The sequence below is a fragment of the Streptomyces cylindrosporus genome (genome assembly GCF_022698165.1).
Lineage (GTDB): Bacteria > Actinomycetota > Actinomycetes > Streptomycetales > Streptomycetaceae > Streptomyces > Streptomyces cylindrosporus.
In genome coordinates, this window is the sequence record NZ_JALDAY010000016.1 from 123,359 (window position 1) to 143,842 (window position 20,484).

General features: G+C 71.8%; 22 protein-coding genes. 7 read left to right on the plus strand and 15 right to left on the minus strand.

Going from position 1 to position 20,484, the window contains the following annotated elements:
* Positions 1-85 precede the first annotated feature (85 nt).
* The 8 genes from MQP27_RS42715 to MQP27_RS42750 form a co-directional block, all read right to left on the minus strand.
* The gene (locus MQP27_RS42715) at positions 86-658 is read right to left on the minus strand and encodes a hypothetical protein (RefSeq protein ID WP_242775692.1); all 573 of its coding nucleotides are present in this window, start codon (positions 656-658) and stop codon (positions 86-88) included.
* Between the two features lie 126 nt (positions 659-784).
* Positions 785-2,152 (minus strand): carotenoid oxygenase family protein, encoded by a 1,368-nt coding sequence (locus MQP27_RS42720; protein ID WP_242775694.1) that lies wholly within the window; start codon positions 2,150-2,152, stop codon positions 785-787.
* Between the two features lie 45 nt (positions 2,153-2,197).
* Entirely contained in the window at positions 2,198-2,638 is a 441-nt protein-coding gene (locus MQP27_RS42725) for an SRPBCC family protein (protein ID WP_242775696.1), read from the minus strand.
* Between the two features lie 39 nt (positions 2,639-2,677).
* A complete protein-coding gene (locus MQP27_RS42730) occupies positions 2,678-4,138 on the minus strand; it encodes a DHA2 family efflux MFS transporter permease subunit (RefSeq protein WP_242775703.1) in 1,461 nt (486 codons plus the stop codon).
* A gap of 98 nt (positions 4,139-4,236) precedes the next feature.
* A complete protein-coding gene (locus MQP27_RS42735; protein ID WP_242775705.1) occupies positions 4,237-4,803 on the minus strand; it encodes a TetR/AcrR family transcriptional regulator in 567 nt (188 codons plus the stop codon).
* Between the two features lie 377 nt (positions 4,804-5,180).
* On the minus strand, positions 5,181-5,603 hold the full coding sequence (locus tag MQP27_RS42740; RefSeq protein ID WP_242775708.1) for a RidA family protein: 423 nt from the start codon (positions 5,601-5,603) through the stop codon (positions 5,181-5,183).
* Entirely contained in the window at positions 5,600-6,802 is a 1,203-nt protein-coding gene (locus MQP27_RS42745) for a MalY/PatB family protein (protein ID WP_242775710.1), read from the minus strand. The genes MQP27_RS42740 and MQP27_RS42745 overlap by 4 nt, the downstream gene beginning before the upstream one ends.
* Positions 6,799-7,266, minus strand: a complete 468-nt coding sequence (locus MQP27_RS42750; protein ID WP_242775712.1) for a DinB family protein — start codon at positions 7,264-7,266, stop codon at positions 6,799-6,801. Before MQP27_RS42750 ends, MQP27_RS42745 begins: the two co-directional genes overlap by 4 nt.
* Positions 7,267-7,635: 369 nt before the next feature.
* Here MQP27_RS42750 and MQP27_RS42755 point away from each other — a divergent pair, with 369 nt between their 5' ends.
* A complete protein-coding gene (locus MQP27_RS42755) occupies positions 7,636-9,039 on the plus strand; it encodes a purine-cytosine permease family protein (RefSeq protein WP_242775714.1) in 1,404 nt (467 codons plus the stop codon).
* Between the two features lie 153 nt (positions 9,040-9,192).
* Here MQP27_RS42755 and MQP27_RS42760 read toward each other — a convergent pair whose 3' ends face one another.
* From MQP27_RS42760 to MQP27_RS42780, 5 genes are all read right to left on the minus strand, one after another.
* Positions 9,193-9,864: a hemerythrin domain-containing protein gene (locus MQP27_RS42760; protein WP_242775716.1), complete on the minus strand. Its 672-nt coding sequence runs from the start codon at positions 9,862-9,864 to the stop codon at positions 9,193-9,195.
* Between the two features lie 7 nt (positions 9,865-9,871).
* Positions 9,872-10,798 (minus strand): TIGR03619 family F420-dependent LLM class oxidoreductase, encoded by a 927-nt coding sequence (locus tag MQP27_RS42765; RefSeq protein WP_242775718.1) that lies wholly within the window; start codon positions 10,796-10,798, stop codon positions 9,872-9,874.
* A gap of 57 nt (positions 10,799-10,855) precedes the next feature.
* Entirely contained in the window at positions 10,856-13,402 is a 2,547-nt protein-coding gene (locus MQP27_RS42770; RefSeq protein ID WP_242775720.1) for an AfsR/SARP family transcriptional regulator, read from the minus strand.
* A gap of 49 nt (positions 13,403-13,451) precedes the next feature.
* Positions 13,452-14,036, minus strand: coding sequence for a cupin domain-containing protein (locus MQP27_RS42775; RefSeq protein WP_242775723.1), 585 nt, complete (start codon positions 14,034-14,036; stop codon positions 13,452-13,454).
* Between the two features lie 71 nt (positions 14,037-14,107).
* On the minus strand, positions 14,108-14,878 hold the full coding sequence (locus MQP27_RS42780) for an MBL fold metallo-hydrolase (RefSeq protein WP_242775724.1): 771 nt from the start codon (positions 14,876-14,878) through the stop codon (positions 14,108-14,110).
* Between the two features lie 68 nt (positions 14,879-14,946).
* Between MQP27_RS42780 and MQP27_RS42785 the strand changes: the two genes are divergently transcribed.
* Positions 14,947-15,600, plus strand: coding sequence for a TetR/AcrR family transcriptional regulator (locus tag MQP27_RS42785; protein WP_242775726.1), 654 nt, complete (start codon positions 14,947-14,949; stop codon positions 15,598-15,600).
* A gap of 118 nt (positions 15,601-15,718) precedes the next feature.
* Here MQP27_RS42785 and MQP27_RS42790 read toward each other — a convergent pair whose 3' ends face one another.
* Entirely contained in the window at positions 15,719-16,393 is a 675-nt protein-coding gene (locus MQP27_RS42790; protein ID WP_242775727.1) for a YceI family protein, read from the minus strand.
* A 219-nt stretch (positions 16,394-16,612) separates the two neighbouring features.
* On the opposite strand from MQP27_RS42790, the gene MQP27_RS42795 reads away from it, so the two are divergent.
* The 5 genes from MQP27_RS42795 to MQP27_RS42815 all read left to right on the plus strand — a co-directional run bounded on the left by MQP27_RS42795 (position 16,613) and on the right by MQP27_RS42815 (position 19,218).
* Positions 16,613-16,969: a GVDTG sorting domain-containing protein gene (locus MQP27_RS42795; RefSeq protein ID WP_242775729.1), complete on the plus strand. Its 357-nt coding sequence runs from the start codon at positions 16,613-16,615 to the stop codon at positions 16,967-16,969.
* A complete protein-coding gene (locus MQP27_RS42800; RefSeq protein WP_242775730.1) occupies positions 16,966-17,583 on the plus strand; it encodes a class F sortase in 618 nt (205 codons plus the stop codon). Before MQP27_RS42795 ends, MQP27_RS42800 begins: the two co-directional genes overlap by 4 nt.
* Positions 17,584-17,671: 88 nt before the next feature.
* A complete protein-coding gene (locus MQP27_RS42805; protein WP_242775731.1) occupies positions 17,672-18,163 on the plus strand; it encodes an RNA polymerase sigma factor in 492 nt (163 codons plus the stop codon).
* Positions 18,147-18,650, plus strand: a complete 504-nt coding sequence (locus MQP27_RS42810; protein WP_242775732.1) for a hypothetical protein — start codon at positions 18,147-18,149, stop codon at positions 18,648-18,650. Before MQP27_RS42805 ends, MQP27_RS42810 begins: the two co-directional genes overlap by 17 nt.
* Positions 18,651-18,693: 43 nt before the next feature.
* Entirely contained in the window at positions 18,694-19,218 is a 525-nt protein-coding gene (locus tag MQP27_RS42815) for a hypothetical protein (protein WP_242775734.1), read from the plus strand.
* Here MQP27_RS42815 and MQP27_RS42820 read toward each other — a convergent pair.
* Positions 19,211-20,362: a serine hydrolase domain-containing protein gene (locus MQP27_RS42820; protein WP_242775977.1), complete on the minus strand. Its 1,152-nt coding sequence runs from the start codon at positions 20,360-20,362 to the stop codon at positions 19,211-19,213. The two genes, MQP27_RS42815 and MQP27_RS42820, sit on opposite strands and share 8 nt — an antisense overlap.
* Between the last annotated feature and the right edge of the window lie 122 nt (positions 20,363-20,484).

Consider the following 20,484-nt stretch of genomic DNA (forward strand, 5'->3'; position numbering starts at 1 on the left):
GGGCGCGGTGCGCCGCCCGCGGGGGATTCGGGCCGCGCGGTCCCCTCCCCGGATCAGGATCTCCGGGCGGGGTGGTCGGTGATCGTCACGGGTCGAGGGGACTGCCCGGTGCAGTGGGCAGCGTTTGGTGTGCGGCGGTCAGCCGTGCGGTGAGGGCGCCGACGGCGTAACCACCGAGGAGAAGGGCGAGTGCGGGGATCAGGCCGGGTTTGGCGAGCATGACGGCGAGGACGGCGGCACCGACGCCGGTGCGGGTGAGTACGGAGGACCAGAGGCGGGGGTGGTAGATCTTGGCGGCCAGCTTGGGCGTGACGTCGTCGTCGGCTTTCCGGGCGGCCTTGGCCATCTTGCGGAGGTCCTTGCCGGTCAGGGGTTCGCCGAGGGCGACGAGCGCGGTCCAGCCGAGGAGGCCGGCGATGATCCAGCCCTGCCAGTGCCAGGCGTCGATGGCCAGCCACAGCCCGGTGGCCAGGACGGCGAGGCGGCCCCAGACACCGAAAGCGGCCGACATTTCGAGGATGGCGACGCCTCTGCGGGCCTGGGCGAGGGTGGTGGCGTGGCGCAGGCGCAGGACGCCGATCCAGTCGGTTGCCAGGCTGGCCAGCATCGTCAGGACCGCGAGGACGTGGACGGTAAGGAGCGCGGCGTCGACCGGCATCGGGGGTTTCCCTTCCTGGGATGGTCTGCGCGTCGGGTCTGCCGCCGGCTCCGGAATCCGGGGTGGGCACCGGCGGCCCGGCCAGGGCCCGGGGGGGGGAGTCCCCCGGACCCCGGCCGGCGGGGTTCAGCTGTTGGCGGCGTCGATGTCGGCGTCGGGGATCCAGGAGCCGTGGATGCCGCCGGTCACCCGGCGCGGGAGATGGACGGTGGCGATCCGGTCGAGGCCGGAGGCGTCCAGGACGAGGAGCTGGGAGGCGTCCTGCTTGAGGTCGGAGATGACGGTGAGCAGGTAACCGTCGTCCTCGCGGGTGGCGCCGGCGGCCGGGACGAAAACGGCCTCGCTGGGCAGGCGGGCGTCGCCGGCCTGGTGGATGCGGCGGGCGCCGGTGGTGCGGTCGTACTTGACGATGCCGTAGCCGCCGTAACCCTCCTGGTCGGGGAAGGAAACCGCGTACTGATAGCGGTTCTCGACGCCGAGGAAGTCCTCGTTCAGGGTGGGGAATTCGACGGCGAGGTCGTCGATGATCTGCTCGTCGACGCTGCCGGCGGCCACGTCTATCACCCAACGGCGGTTGTAGGAACGGGTGTTGGGCTCGGAGCCGCGGCCGGGCGCGCCGACCCACCAGTTCCAGGAGAGCTGGAAGCCCTCCTTGTCCACGGTCGGGCCCTCCAGGACGATGCGGCCCTCGGCGTCCTCGTAGGCGTTGCCGGCGTGCAGCATGTTGCCCGGCTCGATGGAGAACCAGCGGATCTTCTCGGCGCCCTGCGGGCCGCGGGGCATCACGCCGATCCGGGCGGGCTGCGCGTCGTTCCAGCCGTAGGGGATGCCGGAGTGCTCGTTCGGGTCGAAGGTGACCGTGCCCTCGACGAAGACCACGTAGTGGCGGGTGACGGCGAAGTCGTGCTTGAGGGAGGCGGTCGCCCCGGGGACCTCGGCGCTGTGCGTGACCTGGCCCTTGGCGTCGGCGACGTAATACATCAGGTACGGCGGGAACGGCGACGAGCCGAAGAAGTGCAGCTCCCCGGTGACCGGGTCGGTCTTGGGGTGCGCGGTCATCGCGCTGCGCAGCTTGCCGTCGAAGTCGTAGGCGCCGACGGTGTCGAGGTCCCGGGTGAGCTCGAAGGGGAAGTTGGCCTCGCACAGGGCCAGGAGGCGTCCGGCATGCTCGATGACGTGGGTGCCGGCGGTGCTGGCGGTGAGGTCGACGCCCTTGTCGGTGATGTAGGGGGCGCCGTCCAGGGCGGGGGTGCGCACCCAGCGGTTGCGGTACCACTCGGCGCGGCCCTCACGCAGCCGGATGCCGTGGACCATGCCGCTGCCCTTGAACCAGTGGGTGGGGGTGACACCGGGCTTGGGGTTGTGGCTGTTGCGGATCAGCCGGCCGGTCAGCTCCGGCGGCAGGGCGCCCTCGACGGTCAGCTCGGTGGCGCTGATCTCGTCGACGGCCGGCGTGTAGTGGCCGATCAGGTAGGGCTTGTCGGTGCTGGTCATGGCAGAACCTCGTTTCCGTGAAGGGTGGGTTGGTGGCGGTGAGGGTCAGGCGGTGTGCTCGGCGCGGGGCTTGAGGGCGGTGAGCCAGGTGGTGAGGGAGTTGTTCAGGGCCTGGCCGAGTTCGACGGTGGCGGCCTCGACGGGGGCGCCGCTCCAGGACTCCTCGGTGTGGACGGTGACCTGGTCGCCGGTTCGCTGGAAGGTCCACACGTGGACGCCCTCGATCCCGCCTGCGGGGCCGCCCCAGACCAGGCGCTCGCCGGGGACGATCTCGCGGATGGTGGAGGTGATGTCCAGGCCGTGGGTCTTCCAGCGGAAGGACGTGCCGGGCAGCAGCGGGCCGTCGAGCTTGGCCTCGTCCACGTCCGCGTTCCACTCGGCCCAGGAGTCGATGTCGGTGTGCAGGTCCCAGACCCGCTCCAGCGGGGCGTCGATCACGGTGGACAGCCGGACGATGACGGGGGCGGTCTCGTCGATGGTGAACATGGCGGGGATTCCTCTCGGTTGACGTGTCGTGGGGTGCGGTCAGGCCGGGCGGTCGGTGGCGGCCGCGGGCTGTGCTGCCGGCCGCGGACTCGTGGCCTCGGTGCGACGGGTGAGGAGCAGGGCGAGGGCGGCGGCGGTCACGAGGACGGCGGCGGAGACGGCGAAGGCGGTGCGGTAGCCGGCGGTGAGCGATTCCAGGTGCGGCTGGTGGCCGGCCGCGTGTGCGGTGGTGGTGCCGGCGAGGGTGGCCAGCACCGCCAGTCCGATCGCGCCGCCGACCTGCCGGGTGGTGTTGACCAGGCCGCCGGCCAGCCCGGCGTCCTGCTGCGGGACACCCTCGACGGACAGGGCGGTCAGCTGGACGAAGGCGACGCTCAGGCCCAGGCCGACCAGGACGGTGGGGCCCAGGACGTCGGCGAGGTAGCTGCCGTCGACGCTGATCCGGGACAGCCACAGCAGTCCGGCGGCCTCCGCCAGCAGTGCACCGGTGACGGTCGCGGTGGAGCCGATCCGGCGGGAGATCCGGGGCGCCAGCGTGGAGCCGAGCATGTTGGCGAAGGCCAGCGGGAGTTGACCGAGCCCGGTGACCAGCGGGCTCAGGCCGAGGACCTGTTGCTGGTAGAGGGGCAGGAAGAAGAACAGGGCGATCCATACCGAACCCAGTAGCGCCATCAGCAGGTTGCCGGCGCTGACCCGTCCGGTGCGGAACAGACGGGGCGGCAGCAGCGGGTTCGGATGGCGGCGCTCGACCAGGACGAACGCGGTCAGCAATACGGCGGTGGCGGCGAAGGCCCCGAGGACCGCGGTGTCCGTCCAGCCCGAGCGGCGGGCCGAGGTCAGCCCCCACACCAGGGCGGTGAGCGCCAGGGTCACGGTGGCGGTGCCGATCACGTCGAACCGCCCTCGACCGGTGGCCTTCGCCCTCGGCACGCTCGCCGCTACGGCGGCCAGGACCGCGAACGTGCCGATGGCGACCACGTAGAAGATCCACTGCCAGCCCCATGCCTGGGTGAGGACACCGCCGAGGAGGACTCCGGCTGCGCCTCCCGCCCCGGACACCGCTCCCCACACCCCCAGGGCGCGGCCCCGGGCGGGGCCGGGCGGGAACAGGTCCATCACCAGGGCCAGCGCGGCGGGGGCGATCGCCGCGGCGCCCAGTCCCTGGACCGCCCGGGCCGCGATCAGCACCGTGGACGAGGTGGCCAGGCCCGCCGCCAGCGAGGAGATCCCGAAGACCGCGAGTCCGGCCAGTAGCACCAGGCGGCGGCCCAGCAGGTCCGCGGCCCGGCCACCGACCAGCAGCAGTGCCCCGAAGGCGAGGCCGTAGGCGTTGACCACCCAGGTGGTGCCGCTGTCGGACAGTCCGACACCGTCGCGGATCTGGGGCAGGGCCACGTTCACGATCGAGGTGGCCAGCATGACGGTGAACTGCGCCGCGGCCAGGGCCGCGAGCGCGGTTCCGGGGCCGCGGCGGGGGTCGGTGGTGTCGGTGGGTTTCACAGCGTTCTCCCTGTGTGGTTAACCACTCACATGTGATGCCTAAGGGGGGCGGGGCTGTTTGCCCCGCCGATGAGCCCGTCGCGCGGTCGCGCCGGGCGTCAGTAGTGCCTGATGCCGGCCGACAGCGTCCGGGTCCAGGGGGCGTCCACCTCGTCGGCCCCCATGGAGACGATGAGGTGGCACAGCATCCCGCGTGCGAAGAACTCCTGGATCTGTGCCTCCGTCCCGCCCGAGGCGCCGCGCACGTACTCCACCACCCGGGCGTACCCCTGCCGGACCGCCTCGCGCACGGCCGGCTCGGACACTGCCGCCGCCTGGGCGTGAAGCTGGATCAACATCAGGTCGTTGTCGCTGATCAGCTGCGCGTAGGCGGCCCCCATGGCCCCGAGGACCACCTCCGCCGAGCTCCCCCTCGCCTCGGCCGCGGCCTGCTCCAGGCAGGCTCTGACCTGTACGAAGCAGTGCTCGACCACCGCCGTGAACAGCAGCTCCTTGTTCGGGAACAGCCGGTAGACGTACGCCTGTGAGATCCCCGCCGCCTTCGCCACCTCGGTCGTGGTGGTGCCCCAGTACCCCCGGGCGGCGAAGGCGCCGATCGCGGTGCGCAGCACCGTCTCGCGGCGCTCCTCGGCGGTGGACAACTGGCGGGGACGTTCGTTCTTCATGTGAGTACTCAACCACTCACACTTTTCGGTGTCAATGTGTTCGCGCCAGCCGCTCACGGGCGGGCCGCGTACGCCGGGGGCCGGCGGGGTTCGTGGGAGACGCGGTGTCCATGACTCGAAGCCTGGCCGCAACGGATGTCCACTTTCCAGGCCCTGACGGGGCCGGGCACTGTCCACTGCTGTCTACGGCCCCTGCGCCGTGGGACTCGGACTGTCGAGCCGTAGGGCTCCTTGTGCCACAGGGACTCGCACAGCAGGTCGAGCCCCTGGCGCAGACAGATGGCGCCGGAACGTGCCGTACGGCAGTCCGAGACGCCGGGCGGCGGCCTCCTGCGGGGGCGCACCTCAGGAGGCCACCGGCGGTGTCACCGGCTCGGTCAGCGGTCGTCGGGGACGGCGAGCGCGTCGATCTCCACCAGCAACCCCGGTGGCAGCCCCACATAGACCGTGGTGCGAGCCGGCATGATCGTGCACCCCTGCTCGCCGAGGTAGTCACGGTAGGCGCCGTTGAACTCGTCGAAGTGGCTGGTCGCGATGAGATAGACGCGAATCATGAGGACGTCTTCCCATCCGGTCCCGCCCTCGGCGAGGATTTCTCCCACGTTGCCGAGGGCCTGCCGCGTCTGGGCGCGCACCGACGCCTCGGGGGCAGGTGCGGAACCTTCCGGCGGAGCCGGTGCGATACCGACCTGGCCGGCCACCTGAAGGAGTGGCCCGAGACGGATACCGGGCGAGAAGGGGCCGGCCGTCGTGGAACGGGAGGCGGGGACGATCGGCGCTCTGGTTCCCGTACGGCTCATGAGGCGTTCCTCGGCGGGGCAAGTGCCTGGGTAACGCCGGCCAGGACGTCTTCCAGGACCGCGTGCGAGGTGGCGAAGTTCAGGCGCAGGAACCCGTCCGCGTCCGGACCGAAGGGGCTCCCGCCGTCCAGCAGGACGTTGCCGGTTTTCAGCACCCTCTCCACCGGTGGTTCGCCGAGCCCCAGTGGCCTGGTGTCGATCCAGGCCAGGTAGGTGGCCTCGGGCAGGTGATGGCGTACCTGCGGCAGTTGTGCGTGCAGCACCTGGTGGACCCGTCGGCGGTTGCGGTCCAGGACGGTCAGCAGTTCGCGTTGCCAGGCGTCACCCTCGCGCCATGCGGCCTGGGTGGCAACGACTCCGAGGGGCGACACGGTGCCGTACAGATCCGGTGGCTGAGCGTCGCGGAGGGCGAGCAGCCGGTCCGGTCCGTAGTGGGTGAGGGCGCAGCGGATGGCGGCGAGGTTGAACGCCTTGGTGGCGGACGTCAGCGTGACGGTCCGGCGCGCCGCGTCGGGGGAGAGGCTCGCGAAGGGAATGTGCCGGTGGGGAGCGTAGGTCAGTTCGGCATGGATCTCGTCGCTGATGACCAGCAGGTCGTGCCGGCGGGCGATGGCGGCGATCTCCTCCAGTTCTCCGTGGGTCAGGACGCGGCCCGTCGGGTTGTGCGGGTTCACCAGCACCAGCACCTTGCAGTGCTTCCGTGCCACCGCCGCGTCCAGCGCGGCGAGGTCCATGTGCCATCCCGTGTCGGTGTCCTGCATCGGGACGGGCACGGCCCGGCGCCCCATGGTCGACAACGTCGCCAGGAACGGAGGGTAGTTCGGGGTCTGTACGGCGACCGCGTCTCCCGGACCGGTCGCCAGGTGCAGGACCAGCTGGAGGCACTGGATCAGGTCGGTCTGCTCGCGCACCCGCTCCGCCGCTGCTGCCCATCCGTAGCGGTCGGCCATCCGCCGTGCGAAGGCGGTGCGCAGCGGGCTGCCGTCCGGCCAGTCCGGATAGCCCAGATCGCGACGGTCGACGGCGTCCCGCAACGCGGCGGTGACGGCCGCAGGGACGGGGAAGTCCATGTCCGCCACCCAGGCGGGCAGTACGCGCGGTCCCGGACGATGCCACTTCACACTGCCACGCGCCCGTAGCCAGTCCCGCTCCAGATCGTCGAAGCCCGGCACCGGCCGCGGCGCCGTTGTGGTGCTCATGCGGAGCCTCCCTGCTTGAGCAGATCGCGGGTGATCTGTATCTGGCCGTGGTGCTGGGCGAGTTCCTCCAGCACGTGCAGCTGGACGCCCTGCACGCTCAGCGGGCGGTCAGGTCCCTCGAAGTCGGCGGGCGGGGTGTTCAGCGGTCGCGCCGCGGGCGCCACCGAGGCGAGGTCGGCCTCCAACTGCTCGAACAGCGCATCAATCTGCTGCCGCAGCTGCCGTCCCTGGCCCCTGGCGGTGAACTCCGAGGCACGGTCACGGTCGACCTCACGCCCCGCGATGACGTGCCCGGTCCAGTAGTCGGCGACCGCCGCGCAGTGATACGTGATCGCGTAGACGGAGTTGGCACCGGCCAGCGGGGGGCGGGCGTTGCTCAGGTCGTCGCCCAGGTCCTCCAGCACTCCGAGCATCCCGTCGAAAGCGCGACGCAGGAAATACAGGTACTCGTTCTGATCTTGCAAGGTGGGTTCCTCGTCCATGAAGCAGCTCTGAGGTCACCTGTATATGTGGTGACGAGATCAGGGTGATGTAGCGATGTGGCACCTGTCAATGCGGTAGCCATCCTTGAGTCACGCCTGCGCAAGTGAGTCAGAATTGGACGTAAGTCGCGAAAGTCGTTCAGGTAGACCGAGTACCTCTGCGCTGTTATCCGCAATGAGTAACCCTATTGACAGGTCACTTTCTGGGTGCAACGGTGAGCCACCGCCCGGATGAGCCGGCGGCCCGGCAGCCGAGCGCGGGCCACCACGGGCACCACAGCCCACACACCGACACCGTCGAGTGGCACCGCGCGGGCCCCGTCGTCTCCACCACGCACTCCAGAGGACGCCATGAAGAAAGACCGTGCTGTGTCAGGCCGGACGGAAAGACCCCTCACCGAGCACCACGGCATCGACTGGGTCGACGACAGCCGTCGGCACGGCCGCGAGCGGGACCAGTTCTCGATGCGCTTCGCACCCGTCGTCTACCTGGCACCGGTGGTGCTCGGTGGTGCCGGCGTGCCGCTCGGGCTGGGCCTCGTCGGGAGCGTCACCGCGATCGCCGCCGGCAACCTCCTCGGCTCGCTGGCCACCGCCGCCTGCGCGGTGATGGGGCCGCGCCTGGGCATACCGCAGGTCACGATGACCAGGTCGGCGTTCGGTTACCGGGGAAACTACGTCCCCGCGTTCCTCGGCATCCTGTTGTTCATCGGCTACTTCAGCCTGGGCACGGTGCTCGGCGCGCGCTCACTGACGAACCTGACCGGACTGCCGTACACGCCGATGATCGTGGTGGTCGCCGGGCTGAGCGTGCTGATCGCCGTCTTCGGTTACGACACCCTGCAAGCCATGGGCCGATGGCTGACACGCGCGAGTCTGGTGGTCTTCGGCATCGTGTCCATCGCCGTGGTGGTGCACGGGACCGGACCCGCTGCGACCACCAACGCCTCCTCGGGCCACTCTGTGACCACGTGGCTGCTGGTGTGCAGCGTCGTGTTCTCCTACACCGTCAGCTGGACCATCTACGCCTCCGACTACTCGCGCTACCTCCCCGCGAACGGGCGCGCCCGGTCCATGTTCCTCTGGGCGTTCGGCGGACTCTTCAGCTCTGCCACCTGGATGATGGTGCTGGGCGCCGCACTGACCACGCTGGCCGGCGGAGACCCGCTCGCAGGTCTCGGCGTCGTGCTGCCGGCACCGCTGCTGAAACTGGTACTGGCCGTCTTCGTGGCCGGAGCCCTCTCCCACAACGCCGTCAATCTCTACAGCGGCGCCATGGCCGGTCTGACCTGCGACCTCCCCCTGCGCCGCACCACCGTCGTCGTGGCCGGCGGAGCGGTCGGCTGTGTGCTGTCACTCCTTCTGGGCGGCGGCAACTTCCAGTCGCACTTCAACACGTTCCTGCTGATGGTCTCTTACTTCGTCATGCCCTGGCTGGCCATCCTTCTCATCGACTTCTACCGGACGCACCAGGGCGGCCGCGGCTACCCGCAGCCCACGGCCTTCCAGGACCGGACCGGCCCGTACCGGGGCACACGCCCCCGCGCACTGCTGGCGTTCTTCCTGGGCATCGGCGCGTCGGTGCCGTTCATGGCCACCGACGTCTACACCGGTCCGATCGGACACTTGCTGGGCGGCGTCGACGTCAGCTACGCGGCCTCCTTCATGGTGGCCGCCCTCGCCCACGAACTGCTCAGGGCGCCGCACACCGACCGGGAGACCGCGGCAGTCGATTCGGCTCTCACGACGTTGTGAACGCCCCGGCGCCGCCTGCGACCTGCCGTGTACCGAAGCGCCGAACACACCTCTGACCCCGGGCCTCGGGCTGATGCGTTCGATCGGTCCCGGGGTGGGGGACTTCACGAACGTTGCCCAGTGTCAACTACCGATCCTGGTCACGCCGGCGGCTCACGCCCCGTACAGACGGGCCTCCCGGCGGGCGTGTGCGCGGCGGCCGGACAGGCGCCACAGGATGCGGGCCGGCAGGGGGGCCTTGGCGAGGAACGTGCGCCGCTCCGCCGGCGTCGCCACCGCCATCAACGCGCTGAAGGCGCGCAGCAGATGCTTCTTCTCCACCTTCGCCAGGCTGATCTCGCCGAGCCGCTCCCATTCGGCGACGCCGAGATGTTCGGCGGCCAGCGGCAGGATGGTCCTCTCCTCCTCGTCCATGTGCGCGGTCAACACCAGGCCGAGTTCGGTGAGTTGGTCCGCCACCTCGGCGCAGACGGCGGGCTGGGGGGCGGCCATCAGTCCGTCCAGTGCGCCGGTCACCTTCGTGACCAGCTCTTCGAGCCGGTGGTGCTGTTCCTCCATGCGCGCGATCGCCTCGGCGTGCGCCGCCGCGCGGTCCGCGAGCAGGGGCCAGAGGTATTCGTCCTCGCTGGTGTGGTGGGCTTCCAGGCCCATGAGCATGAACCGGACCTCGTCGACGACCAGCGCGGCCCGCGCGGTGTCGCCGGCTCGCACTCCGCGCACCAGGTCCGGCAATTGCGCGCACGCCTGCCGGAAGCTGCGATGCACCACCACCATGTCGTGGACGTCCGGCTTCGAGCCGGCCGCTCGGTCGACCATCTCGGACATGCTGCTCCTATCCCTTGCTCAGTCGGTCGTGAAAGCGGTGTGCGAGGTCCGTCAGCTCTTCCGCGTTCCGCGCGGTCTGCTGGAGGTCGACGAGGACCTCGTCGGCCCCGGCCGCATGGGCGGCGAGCAGGTGGTCCGCCACCTGCTCGACCGTTCCCCGGTGCGGGACGGCGTCGCTCGGCGCGGCCTCGGCCGTCACCACGGGGTTGACCCGCACGACGGTGCGCAGGGCCTCGGGGTCACGTCCGTTCGCCTCCGCGATCCGCCTGATCTCGCTGATGACGTAGGCCAGTTGGGGCACCGGCAGGGCCACGCCCGCCCAGCCGTCCGCCCGCCGCCCGATACGTTCCAGCGTGGCCGGGGTGAACCCGCCCAGGAGCACCGGCGGGCGGGGACGCTGCACGGGGAAGGTCTCGTAATGCGCGCTCGGGATCGTCCACAGCGCGCCCTTGTGCTCGGCCGCCGTACCGGACCAGACGTGGTCCAGGACGTCCAGGATCTCCTCGAGGCGTGCCCCGCGCCCCGCCCACGGCACCCCGATGGCCTCGTACTCGTCGGACGACCAGCCGAGCCCGAACCCGATGTCGAGCCGCCCCTGGCTGAGGATGTCGAGGGACGTCAGCGAACGGGCCAGCAGCAGCGGGGAGTAGAAGGGCGCGTTCAGGGTGCTGGTCCCCAGGCGCAGCCGTCGGGTGGCGTGCGCCAGGAAGGACAGGGTGACGAGGGGGTCCAGGAAGGTGCGGTACTCCTCCGGTACGGGACCGCCACCCGGATACGGGTCACGGGGACGGGTCGGTACGAGGGCCCGGTCGCCCACCCACAGGCTGTCGAAGCCGATGGCTTCGACCGTGGCGGCGAACTCCGAGACCGTGGCGGGGTCGGTGAACGGACCGTACTGGGGGGAGCCCAGACCGATCTTGAGCGTGTCAGTCACCCGGCCACCGTGCCGAACAGGGATCGGCATCCGGTCGACGACGGGTGAACGCGCAGCTCAGAGCCTTGCCGCTGCCCGTCGCAGGCGGTCGCTGACCTCGTTCACATGCTGTGCCGCGGAGATGTCCACCTCCGCCCGGTCCGAGCTCAGCGCGGTGAACAGGCGGCCCACCTCCCGGTGGAAGGAGGCCGGGCTGTTCGGATCGTCCTCGGAGCCGGCCACGGCCTCCGACTCGGCGAAGAACCCGAGGGCCTCCGGCATCCGCCCCTGGTCGGCCAGGACGACCGACAGCAGCCGGGTGGACATGAAGTACGGCACCGGTTCGTCGACGGCGCGCTCACGCGGGATCGCCTCGCGCAGGTCGGTCTCCGCCGCGGTCAGGTCACCGCGGATGAAGGCGAGCCAGGCCCGGATGTGCCGGGTCTGCGCCTGCCAGGCGAGGTCGTCGCCCGATTCGGCCGTCGCGACCGCCTGGTCGGCGAGGCGTTCCAGCTCACGTTGGTGCGCGGGCCCGGCGAAGAGACCGCTCGCCGCGATCACCGACAGCGCGGCGGCGACGATCCGCGAGGCGTCCGGGATGTCGCGCAGCACCCGCGAGAACACGGCGACCAGCAGTGTGTGCTCGGCCAGCAGCCAGGTACGGGCCTGCTCGGCGTCGGCGAACCGCAGCCCGGGCAGTGGTACGGAGAAGAGATGGGTGGTGAGCGAACCGGCCTGCTCGGTCGCGCTCATGGCCTGGAGCAGGGTGGCGTGCAGGAACATCGTCAACCGCACCAGTGCCGCCTCGCGTTCGGCGACCGGGTCCTCGCGGTCGGCACGCCGGGCCGCGAACGCCCGTACCAGATCGTGGAAGCGGTAGCGGTCCGCCGAGTGCGGTTCGAGCAGGCCGGCCTCCACCAGATGCTCCAGCTGCTCCTCTGTCTCCGCCTCGGGCCGGTCGAGCAGCACCGCCGCGACCGCCACGGGGAAGTCGGCGGCGTCGAGCAGCGCGCACAGGCGCATCGCGCGGGCCTGTTCGGGGGCGAGGGCGCGGTAACCGACCTGGAAGGTGGCCTCCACCGACATACCACCGGCCCGCAACTCGTCGAGCTGGTGCTCCTCGGCGCGCAGGCGCAGCAACTGGGCGCCGAGCCCGCGTCCGGGACGGGCCGCCGCACGGGCCCCGATGATGCGCAGCGCCAGCGGCAACTGGCCGCAGGCGCTGACCAGTTCGCGCGCGAGTTCCGGGGCGGCGGCGATCTCGGCGTCCCCGGTGAACCGGCCCAGCATGGCCACCGCCTCCCGCTGATCGGGCACCGGCACCTCGAACCGTGTCGCACCCGGCGGTACGAGCGAGCGGTGCCGGGTCGTGATCAGCGCGGCGTTGCCGGGGGTGCCCGGGAGCAGCGGGGTCACCTGGGCGGTGTCGGACGCGTTGTCCAGCAGCACCAGGATCCGGCGATCGGCGGTCAGGGTGCGGTATGCCCCGGCGCGGGCGCTGGGCGTCGCGGGGATCGCGGCGGCGGGCATGCCGAGGGCGAGCAGGAAGTCGACCAGCACGTCGGCGGGGTCGGCGGGCTGGTCGCCGTCGCCGCGCAGGTCGACGTAGAGCTGGCCGTCCGGATAGTCGCCGCGGATGCCGTGGGCCACGCGGAGCGCGAGCGCCGTCTTTCCCACGCCGCCGATGCCGCTGAGCACCGAGAGTGCGACGGCTTCCGCGGTGGGCCGCAGGGCGAGCCGGAGCCGCTCGCACAGCCGTTCCCGGCCGACGAAGTCGCCCGGCGCGGGCGGAAGTTGCTGCGGGCGGAGACCGGTCGCGGCTTCCGGGAGCTCAGCGATCTCAGGGAACTCGGGGTCCTCCGAGGCGTCCTGGGCCTCCGTGCCGCTCAGGATGCGTGCCTGCAGCTCGCGCAGCTCCGGCCCCGGATCCATGCCCAGCTCGGCCACCATCGTCTCGCGGGCCGTGGCGTAGACCGCCAGCGCCTCGGCCGCCCGCCCGGCGTGGTGCAGCGCACGCATGCGCAGCGCGTACAGGTCCTCCCGCAGGGGATGGTCGGCGATCAGCGAGACCAGTTCCGTCGCCACGCGCGTGTGCTCGCCCAGTTCGTCGGCGCACTCCAACTGCGCCACCTGGGCGTTCAGCCGCAGCTCGGCGATCCGCCGCCGGTACCGCTGGGCGTAGGGGCCGGGTACGCCGGACAGCGGCTCCCCCGACCACAGTGCCAGCGCGGCGTCGAACGCGCGCAGGGCGGGGCCGGGCTGCCGCCCGGCCCGCAGCGCCTCGCCCTCGCGGACGAGCCGCTCGAAACGCAGGACGTCCACGGCCTGTTCCGGGATGTCGAGCTGGTAGCCGCCCGGCGTGGTCTCCAGCCGGGAACGCTCCTCGCCGAGCGCGAGACGGATGCGGTAGACGTACGTCTGCACCGAGCGCACCGCGTTGACGGGCGGCTCCTCCCACAGCGCGTCGACGAGGTGGTCGAGGCCGCACTGACGTCCTTGGGCGAGCAGCAGCCGCACCAGGACCGCACGCTGCATCGGGCTGCCCAGATCCAGCTCGCGCCCGTCACGGCGGCCGATCAGCGGCCCCAGCAGCCCGAACTCGTACCCCTGTACCCCCGTTACCACCTGCCGGAGTCTAGCGGGCAGCGGCCCGGTGCAGCGCGCTCGGCTTCGGTCAGGCCTGGTCGGCGGGGGTCTCGAAGTCCGGGGCCTCGGGCAGGAGCACCAGGTCGATCTCCGGCCGGGAGAGGAGCGGTCCCAGGGCCATGCCGCGCTCCGCCGGCCAGAACTGGGGCTCCTCGCCGGGGACGGGGTCGTCCCCGCCTTCCAGCCACAGCGTCTCGCCTCCACCGGGAGTGAAGAAGGAGATCATGTGCGCCCGTTCGTCGGTGCGGTTGCGGAACCGGTGCCGCGTGCCCCGGGGTACGAAGACGAAGTCACCGGGGTTCGCCGTGAAGGTCTCCTCGCCGTTCAGGAACTCCACCGCACCCGAGATGACGTAGAACGACTCGTCGGCACTTCTGTGCACGTGCGCTATCGGCCCGCCGCCCGGCGGCAGCCAGCAGTCGGTGAAGCCGAGGATGCCGCCGGTGGAGGCGGCCGGCGCCAGGGTCGAGTAGACGTCGCCCGACATCCACTTGACGACGCCCTTCTCGGCGGGGACGTGCATGACGCGCGGACGGAGGTAGTCCGCCATCTCGGCGTCGTTCGTCTCGGTGTCGTTCGTCTCCGTGCCGCTGTTCGACGGTGCGGAACTCATGTCTTCTCCTGGGGGAGTTCGGGGAGTTCGGGGAGTTCGGGGAGTTCGGAAGGATCGGGAGGATCGGGACGTCAGCGGACGCCGTACTCGCGTGCCAGCCGGGCCGCGGTCGCGGCGCCGCCCGTGAAGGGCTCGCCGTGGCCGGGCAGCAGCACGCCCGCCGTCGGCAGTTCGTCGAGCCGGTCGAGCGCGGCGAGCGCGGCGCGGCTGTCGTGGGTGAAGCAGCGGCACACCACCGTGGGCCCGGTGCGGCCGGAGAACGCGTCGGCGGTGACCAGGGCGTCGCCCGTGAACAGCAGCCCACGGTCGGCGAAGTGGTACGCGGTGCTGCCGGGCGTGTGCCCGGCCATGACGACGGCCCGCGGGGCGCCCGGAAGGTCCTTGAGCACCAGGTCGGTGTCGAAGACCCGCGCGCCCTGCACGGCGGGGGCGGTGAAGGCCCCGGAGCGGGCCAACTGGAGGGGGAGGGCGAGCGCGGAGGGGCGGCGCAGCAGGTAGGGGAGCATCGAACGCTCCGGCTCGGCATGGCGGTTGGCGCTGCGCGGGCCGTCGCGCAGGATGCCGGCGTCCCGCTCGTGGATCCAGATGCCGGCGCCGGCCTGCTGGAGGGTGTGGGCCAGGCCGGTGTGGTCGAGATGGCCGTGGGTCAGGAGCACGGCGCGGATGTCGGCCAGGGGGCGGCCGAGGTCGTCCAGCAGCGCGCCGAGCTGTTCCAGATGCGCGGGCAGCCCCGCGTCGACCAGGACGAGGCCGTCGGGCTCCTCGATCAGGTAGAAGTTGACGCCGTGATCGCCGAGGCGATGGACGCCGGGTGCCACCCGCACGGTCGCGGGACGGGACATGAGAGCCTCCGGCAACGGGGCTGGATATATTCGATACAGCGGACTGTAACAGATTAAGGGGAGTGCCGATGGCAGGCGAGACGCCACGCCGGCCCTACAACTCCGAGCGCCGGCGCGAGGCCGCGCGCCGCAACCGTGCCGCGGTGCTGGAGGCCTGCCGCGAGCTGCTCTTCCGGGACGGGTTCCACGCCACGACCATCCGTGCGGTGGCCGAGCGGGCGGGTGTCTCGGCCGAGACGGTGTACAAGTCGTTCGGCGGCAAACCGGGCATGGTCAAGGCCCTGTGGGACATCACGCTGGCTGGCGACGACGAACCGGTGCCCATGGCGGACCGCCCCCAGACTCGCGAGATCCTGCGCACGGCGGACCCGGTCGCCAAGCTCCGGCTCTACGCCGCGTACGTGCGCGGCATCCATGAACGCGTGGCCGCGCTGTTCTCCCTGCTCACCCAGGCCGGGCCGGAGGTCGGGGAGATCCTTGAGACCGCCGAGCGGGAGCGGCTGACCGGGGTCACCGGGTTCGTCACGCACTGCGACGAGGCCGGTGTGCTGCGCACGGGGGCGGATCCGGCCCGTCTGGTGGACGCGGTCTGGGCGCTGGCCGGACCGCAGCTGTTCACCCAGCTCACCGCGGGACGGGGCTGGTCGGCCGACGCCTACGAGGAATGGCTGGCCGACACCCTCACCGCCACGCTCCTGCCGCTCCCGTCCCGGGAGGGGTGAGCCGCGGGGCCGACACGTGCCGCGCCGGAGGACGGGCCCCGCTCTCCTCACGCGCCCCGAGGCGCTGAAGCCGTTCGGCGCCGGCGCGGGTCACGACATGCGGGTCACGACATGCGGGTCACGACATGCGGATCGCGGCGATGTCGAACTGGAGGCGGACCTTCTCGCTCACCATCGCACCGCCCTCCGCCAGTCGCTGGTTGTAACTCAGGCCCCACTCCGAGCGGTTGATGGTGGTCGTGCCGTCGAAGCCCACCCGCTCGTCCCCGAACGCGTCGGTGACATGGCCGATGTAGGTGAGCTCCAGGTCCACCGGGCGGGTGACGTTCTTGATGGTGAGGTCGCCGGTCATGCGGTAGACGTCGTTGCCCGCGAGGCGTACTGCCGTACTGGTGAAACGCATCTGCGGATAGGCGCGGGCGTCCAGGAAGTCGCGGCCGACCAGGTGGGCGTCGCGCTGTTCCACGCCGGTGTCGACGGACGCGGTGGACAGGACGATCTCGGCGCGCGAGCGCGAGGGGTCGCGGCCGTCGAAGTAGAGGCGGCTCTCGAACTCCGTGAACGCCCCGCGCACGGTCGTCACCAGGGCATGCCGTACGGAGAAGCCGATCCGGCTGTGCGCCGGGTCGACGACCCACTCCCCGGTCAGTGCAGCGAGGGCCGGATCCAGCACGCCGGTCGGCGCGAACTGCTGCTGTCCGGGGCGGTGTTGGGGAGCGGCGGGGGGCGTGGGGGGGGGGGGGGGGGGGGGAGCCGGGCGGCGCAGGGACGCAGCACGGGTGAACAGGTTCATGATTCACGTAACTACGTCATGGCAGGAAGTGCCGCAAGACACCTTCCGGACCCGCACACACGGTCGGCACGAATTGTTTCCACGTCGCTCACCTGTGCGGTTCGCCGTACGACTTTGCCGGCTCTTTACAACCTGTGTCCCGGCTGTCTCGTCTCTCCGCTCGATCAATGACACAGCCCGCCGGCCGACCACCGGCGGGCCGACGAAAGAGAGCGATTCATGCGCCGAACCGGCTTCAGTGCCCTGGCCCTCGCCTGCACGGCCGTACTGGCGGGCGCGCTGCCCGCGTTCGCCGACGGGACGTCCCCGGCCCCGACCGCCGTTCCGAGCCGGGCCGCCACCAAGGCGCCCAGCCCCGCCCCGAGCGAGGCGCGCACCCCCACCACCGAGCCGACCCGGGTGCCGTCCGGCCAGGTCTCCGTCGTGCCGAGCGGAGCGCCCGACACCGGTGTGGCGCCCACCTCCTCGGACTCCTCCGACACCGGCGCCCTGGTGGGCGGGGGCGCCGGTGCGGCCCTCGTCCTCGGCGGCGGCGCCGTCGTCCTCGTGCGCCGCCGGCGGGCGAACGGGGCATGAGCCGGCTGCCCGGGCGCGCCCTCGCCGCGGTCGCCCTGGCCGCGCTGCTCGCCGGCTGCGGCGGCACCGGCGCCACGACCGGGAGTTCCGCGAGCCGGCCGTCCACCTCGGCCACGCCTCCGCCCGCCGCCAAGTCGGTGCCGACGGTGGGGCGATCGGTCCCGGTCGGGCTCCGGATACCGGCCATCGGGGTCGACACCCCGGTGATGAAGCTGGGCCTGGCCGGGGACGGCAGCGTGCAGGTGCCGCCGATCGCGGCGCACGACCGGGCGGGCTGGTACGAGCACTCCCCGACGCCGGGGCAGACCGGCCCGTCGGTGATCCTCGGCCATGTCACGGTCGGCGCCTACGGGGACGGAGTCTTCCGGCACCTGGCCGACCTCGAGCAGGGCGCGAGGATCGAGGTGCGCCTGGCCAACGGCAAGGCTGCGGAGTTCGCCGTCACGAGGGTGGAGACGGTGGCCAAGGCCGAGTTCCCCACGGGTGAGGTGTACGGGAACGTCGACCGGCCGGAGCTGCGGCTCATCACCTGCGGCGGCCCGCGCACCGGTGACGGCTATCAGGACAATGTGATCGTCTTCGCGACGCTCGGATCGGCGGCCGCGAAGCACTGAGCCGCCGTCCGGATCCCGGACCGACGGAACGTACGCCGACGGTCCGGGCTCTACCCCTACGAGCGCCCCACCCCCCACCTGGAGAACCTTGAAACGGTCCCGCGAGAAGGCAGCGTCCGAACTGTTCGCCGCCCTCTACCCGCGTCTCGCCGGCTGGTGCCGCCGTCTCGTCGACGACGACGAGACGGCCCACGAGATCGCCTCGGAGGCGTTCACCCGCCTGTGGGCCCGCTGGACGTCCGTCGCGGAACCGCGCGGCTTCCTGTACGTCACCGCGGCCAACCTCGTCCGGGACCACTGGCGCAAACTGGAGCGCGAGCGCCGGGCCGTGCGCCGGGCGACGACGGAGGCCGCGGTGGCCCCGCACGCAGAACAGACGGATCCTTCGGTACGACTCCTCGTGCAGTCCCTGCCCGAACGCCTGCGGGTCCCGATCCTGCTGCACTACTACGCTGACATGCCGATCCGGGAGGTGTCCGTGCTCACCGGACGCAAGGAAGGAACCGTCAAGGCCGACCTCCACACGGCCCGCGAACTGCTCCGCGCCCACCTGAGGAGAAGCCTTGATCACACACTCTGACGAGGGCCCGGACCACGACCCCGAGGACCCCCTCACCGTCATCCTGCGCCCGCCGGCCGAGTACCTGGGCCCGCCCGCCGGCCGCTACGAGGCGATCCGCCGCGGCGCCGCCCGCCGCCGGCTCCTGCGCGCCGCGGCCGGTGCCGCCCTGACCTGCGGCGTCGCGGCCCTCGTCATCCTGCCGCTGCGGCTCACGGCCTCCGACACCCCCGGCGCGCCGACCGTCCCGCTCGCCCCGCCGCCCGCGAGCAGCCCCTCGGCCGTGCCCAGCCCCTCCGTCTCCTCCCAGGACTCGGTCCCCACGAAGGCGCCGAGCGACAGCGCCGCCCCCGACAGGTCCGCCACCGCGGTCCCCGGCGTGCGTTCCCCGACCCCGACCGCCCCGACCACCACCCCGACCACCTCGTCCACCCGGACCACCCGGCCGTCGACGGCGTCGAGCCAGGCGCCCTCCGCCCGGCCCTCGACCACCGCGGACCGCCCCTGAAAGGAGTTTTGAACGCGTTCAGAAACAGGCGTACGCTGCCGCCATGAGCGACAGAGCCGCCCTGCTGAAGGGCATCCGCGCCTGGCTGGTCCTGTTCGTCGTCTGCCTGGTGCTCAGCGGCGCCACGGCCTTCCCCCTGGTCCACGAACTTCGCTGGACCGAGGACCTGCTCAGGTGGCTGTCCGTGCCGGAGCACCTGCCCGCGCTCATGGAGTGGATCGAGCGCGTCCGGCGCGGCCTCGACACCGCCGACACCGACTACCCCTTCCTGCTCTACGGCACGGACTGGCTCGCCTTCGCCCACCTCGTCATCGCGGTCGCCTTCTACGGCCCCTACCGCGACCCCGTCCGCAACATCTGGGCCGTCGAGTTCGCGATGATCGCCTGCGCCGGCATCATCCCGCTCGCGCTGATCTGCGGCCCGATCCGCGGGATCCCCTTCTGGTGGTCGGTGATCGACATGTCGTTCGGGGTGTTCGGCGTGCTCCCGCTGTACGTCGTCCGGCGCAAGATCAAGCGCCTGGAAACCCTGACCACCCCGAACCCCGCCCCGGCGCTCGCTACTTGAGCGCGGCGAGCACGATCCGCTCGGCCACCTTGTTCATGTCCTCGCTCTTCGAGTCGGTCGAGTTGACGGAGTAGACCAGGGTCCGGCGCAGGTCCCGGCTCCCGCCGACCGCCGTGCTGTAGCCGTACCGCGCCCCCGACTTGAACCAGTACACCTCCCCGTCCAGCTCGAACCGCTGGAACCCCGCGCTGTAGGTGGCCCCCTCGATGCCGGCCGGTACCGTGAACATCTCCTCCAACTCCGGCCCGGGCGGCACGATCCGGCCCCCGAACAGCGCCGTCACGAGCCGTTGCAGATCGGCGGTCGTGGAGATCATGTCGCCGGCCGCGAACCGGTCCGCCTGGTTCCAGTCGGTCACGTCGACCAGTTCGGTCGTCCCGTCCGCCCGCCGCACCGCCTGGTAGCCGTGGTTGTGCGGGCCCCGGATGCGGGGATCGGTGCCGGGGAAGTACGTGTCCCGCATGCCGGCCGGGCGCAGCACGAGACGGGCGACCTCGTCGGCGTACGGGCGTCCCGTCACCTTCTCGATCAGCAGGCCGAGGACCGTGTAGTTGATGTTGAGGTAGTCCTGCTGTGTGCCGGGCCGGAACTCGGGGCCCTTGGCCACCGCGGACGCCACCACCTGCCGCGGGGTGAGCGTGTCGAAGCGGTGCGCGTACTGCTCCTCGAAGGTGTCGCCCCAGCCGTCGCCCGGCTGGATGCCGCTGGTGTGGTTCAGCAACTGCCGTACGGTGACGGGCTCGAAGGCGCGGGTGAGCAGGCCGGGGAGGTAGTGCTGGACCGGTGTGCCGAGGTCGATCCGGCCTTGTGCCGCCAGCTTCAGTACGGCCGCCGCCGTCACCACCTTCGTCGTGGAACCGGCCCGGAAGCGGGCGTCGGGGTCGGCCGCCGTGCCGCTCGCCAGGTCGTGCACGCCCGCGCTGCCGCGCCAACTGCCCGCCGTGCCGCCGACCCTGACCAGCGCGGCAGTGGCGTCGGCGTCGGGGATCCCGGCGATCGCGGCGCGCAGGGCGCTGGCGTCGGGGGCGGTCGTGGTGCGGGCCGAGGCGGGCGCGGGTACGGCGAGGGCCGGTGCGGCCAGGGGGCCCGCGGTCAGGGCGAGGGCCACGGTGGCGGCGAGGACGGTCGGGGTGCGGGGGCGCATGGGCTGCTCCTGGGAGGCGTCGCGCTGGATGTCGTAGATCATCCTGAGGCGGTCGAGGCACCCGCGGATCGTCGGCGGGGAGGGGACGGCACCCCGACCGGACCCGGAACAAATCCCCTACA

Coding starts and splice junctions, on each gene's coding strand:
- MQP27_RS42740 (WP_242775708.1), bottom strand. CDS start 5,603: ATGAGCCGTACGGGAACCAGAGCGCCGATCGTCCCCGCCTCCCGTTCC.
- MQP27_RS42715 (WP_242775692.1), bottom strand. CDS start 658: ATGCCGGTCGACGCCGCGCTCCTTACCGTCCACGTCCTCGCGGTCCTG.
- MQP27_RS42815 (WP_242775734.1), top strand. CDS start 18,694: ATGAGCGACAGAGCCGCCCTGCTGAAGGGCATCCGCGCCTGGCTGGTC.
- MQP27_RS42720 (WP_242775694.1), bottom strand. CDS start 2,152: ATGACCAGCACCGACAAGCCCTACCTGATCGGCCACTACACGCCGGCC.
- MQP27_RS42800 (WP_242775730.1), top strand. CDS start 16,966: ATGAGCCGGCTGCCCGGGCGCGCCCTCGCCGCGGTCGCCCTGGCCGCG.
- MQP27_RS42775 (WP_242775723.1), bottom strand. CDS start 14,036: ATGAGTTCCGCACCGTCGAACAGCGGCACGGAGACGAACGACACCGAG.
- MQP27_RS42790 (WP_242775727.1), bottom strand. CDS start 16,393: ATGAACCTGTTCACCCGTGCTGCGTCCCTGCGCCGCCCGGCTCCCCCC.
- MQP27_RS42785 (WP_242775726.1), top strand. CDS start 14,947: ATGGCAGGCGAGACGCCACGCCGGCCCTACAACTCCGAGCGCCGGCGC.
- MQP27_RS42735 (WP_242775705.1), bottom strand. CDS start 4,803: ATGAAGAACGAACGTCCCCGCCAGTTGTCCACCGCCGAGGAGCGCCGC.
- MQP27_RS42760 (WP_242775716.1), bottom strand. CDS start 9,864: ATGTCCGAGATGGTCGACCGAGCGGCCGGCTCGAAGCCGGACGTCCAC.
- MQP27_RS42820 (WP_242775977.1), bottom strand. CDS start 20,362: ATGCGCCCCCGCACCCCGACCGTCCTCGCCGCCACCGTGGCCCTCGCC.
- MQP27_RS42795 (WP_242775729.1), top strand. CDS start 16,613: ATGCGCCGAACCGGCTTCAGTGCCCTGGCCCTCGCCTGCACGGCCGTA.
- MQP27_RS42745 (WP_242775710.1), bottom strand. CDS start 6,802: ATGAGCACCACAACGGCGCCGCGGCCGGTGCCGGGCTTCGACGATCTG.
- MQP27_RS42780 (WP_242775724.1), bottom strand. CDS start 14,878: ATGTCCCGTCCCGCGACCGTGCGGGTGGCACCCGGCGTCCATCGCCTC.
- MQP27_RS42755 (WP_242775714.1), top strand. CDS start 7,636: ATGAAGAAAGACCGTGCTGTGTCAGGCCGGACGGAAAGACCCCTCACC.
- MQP27_RS42725 (WP_242775696.1), bottom strand. CDS start 2,638: ATGTTCACCATCGACGAGACCGCCCCCGTCATCGTCCGGCTGTCCACC.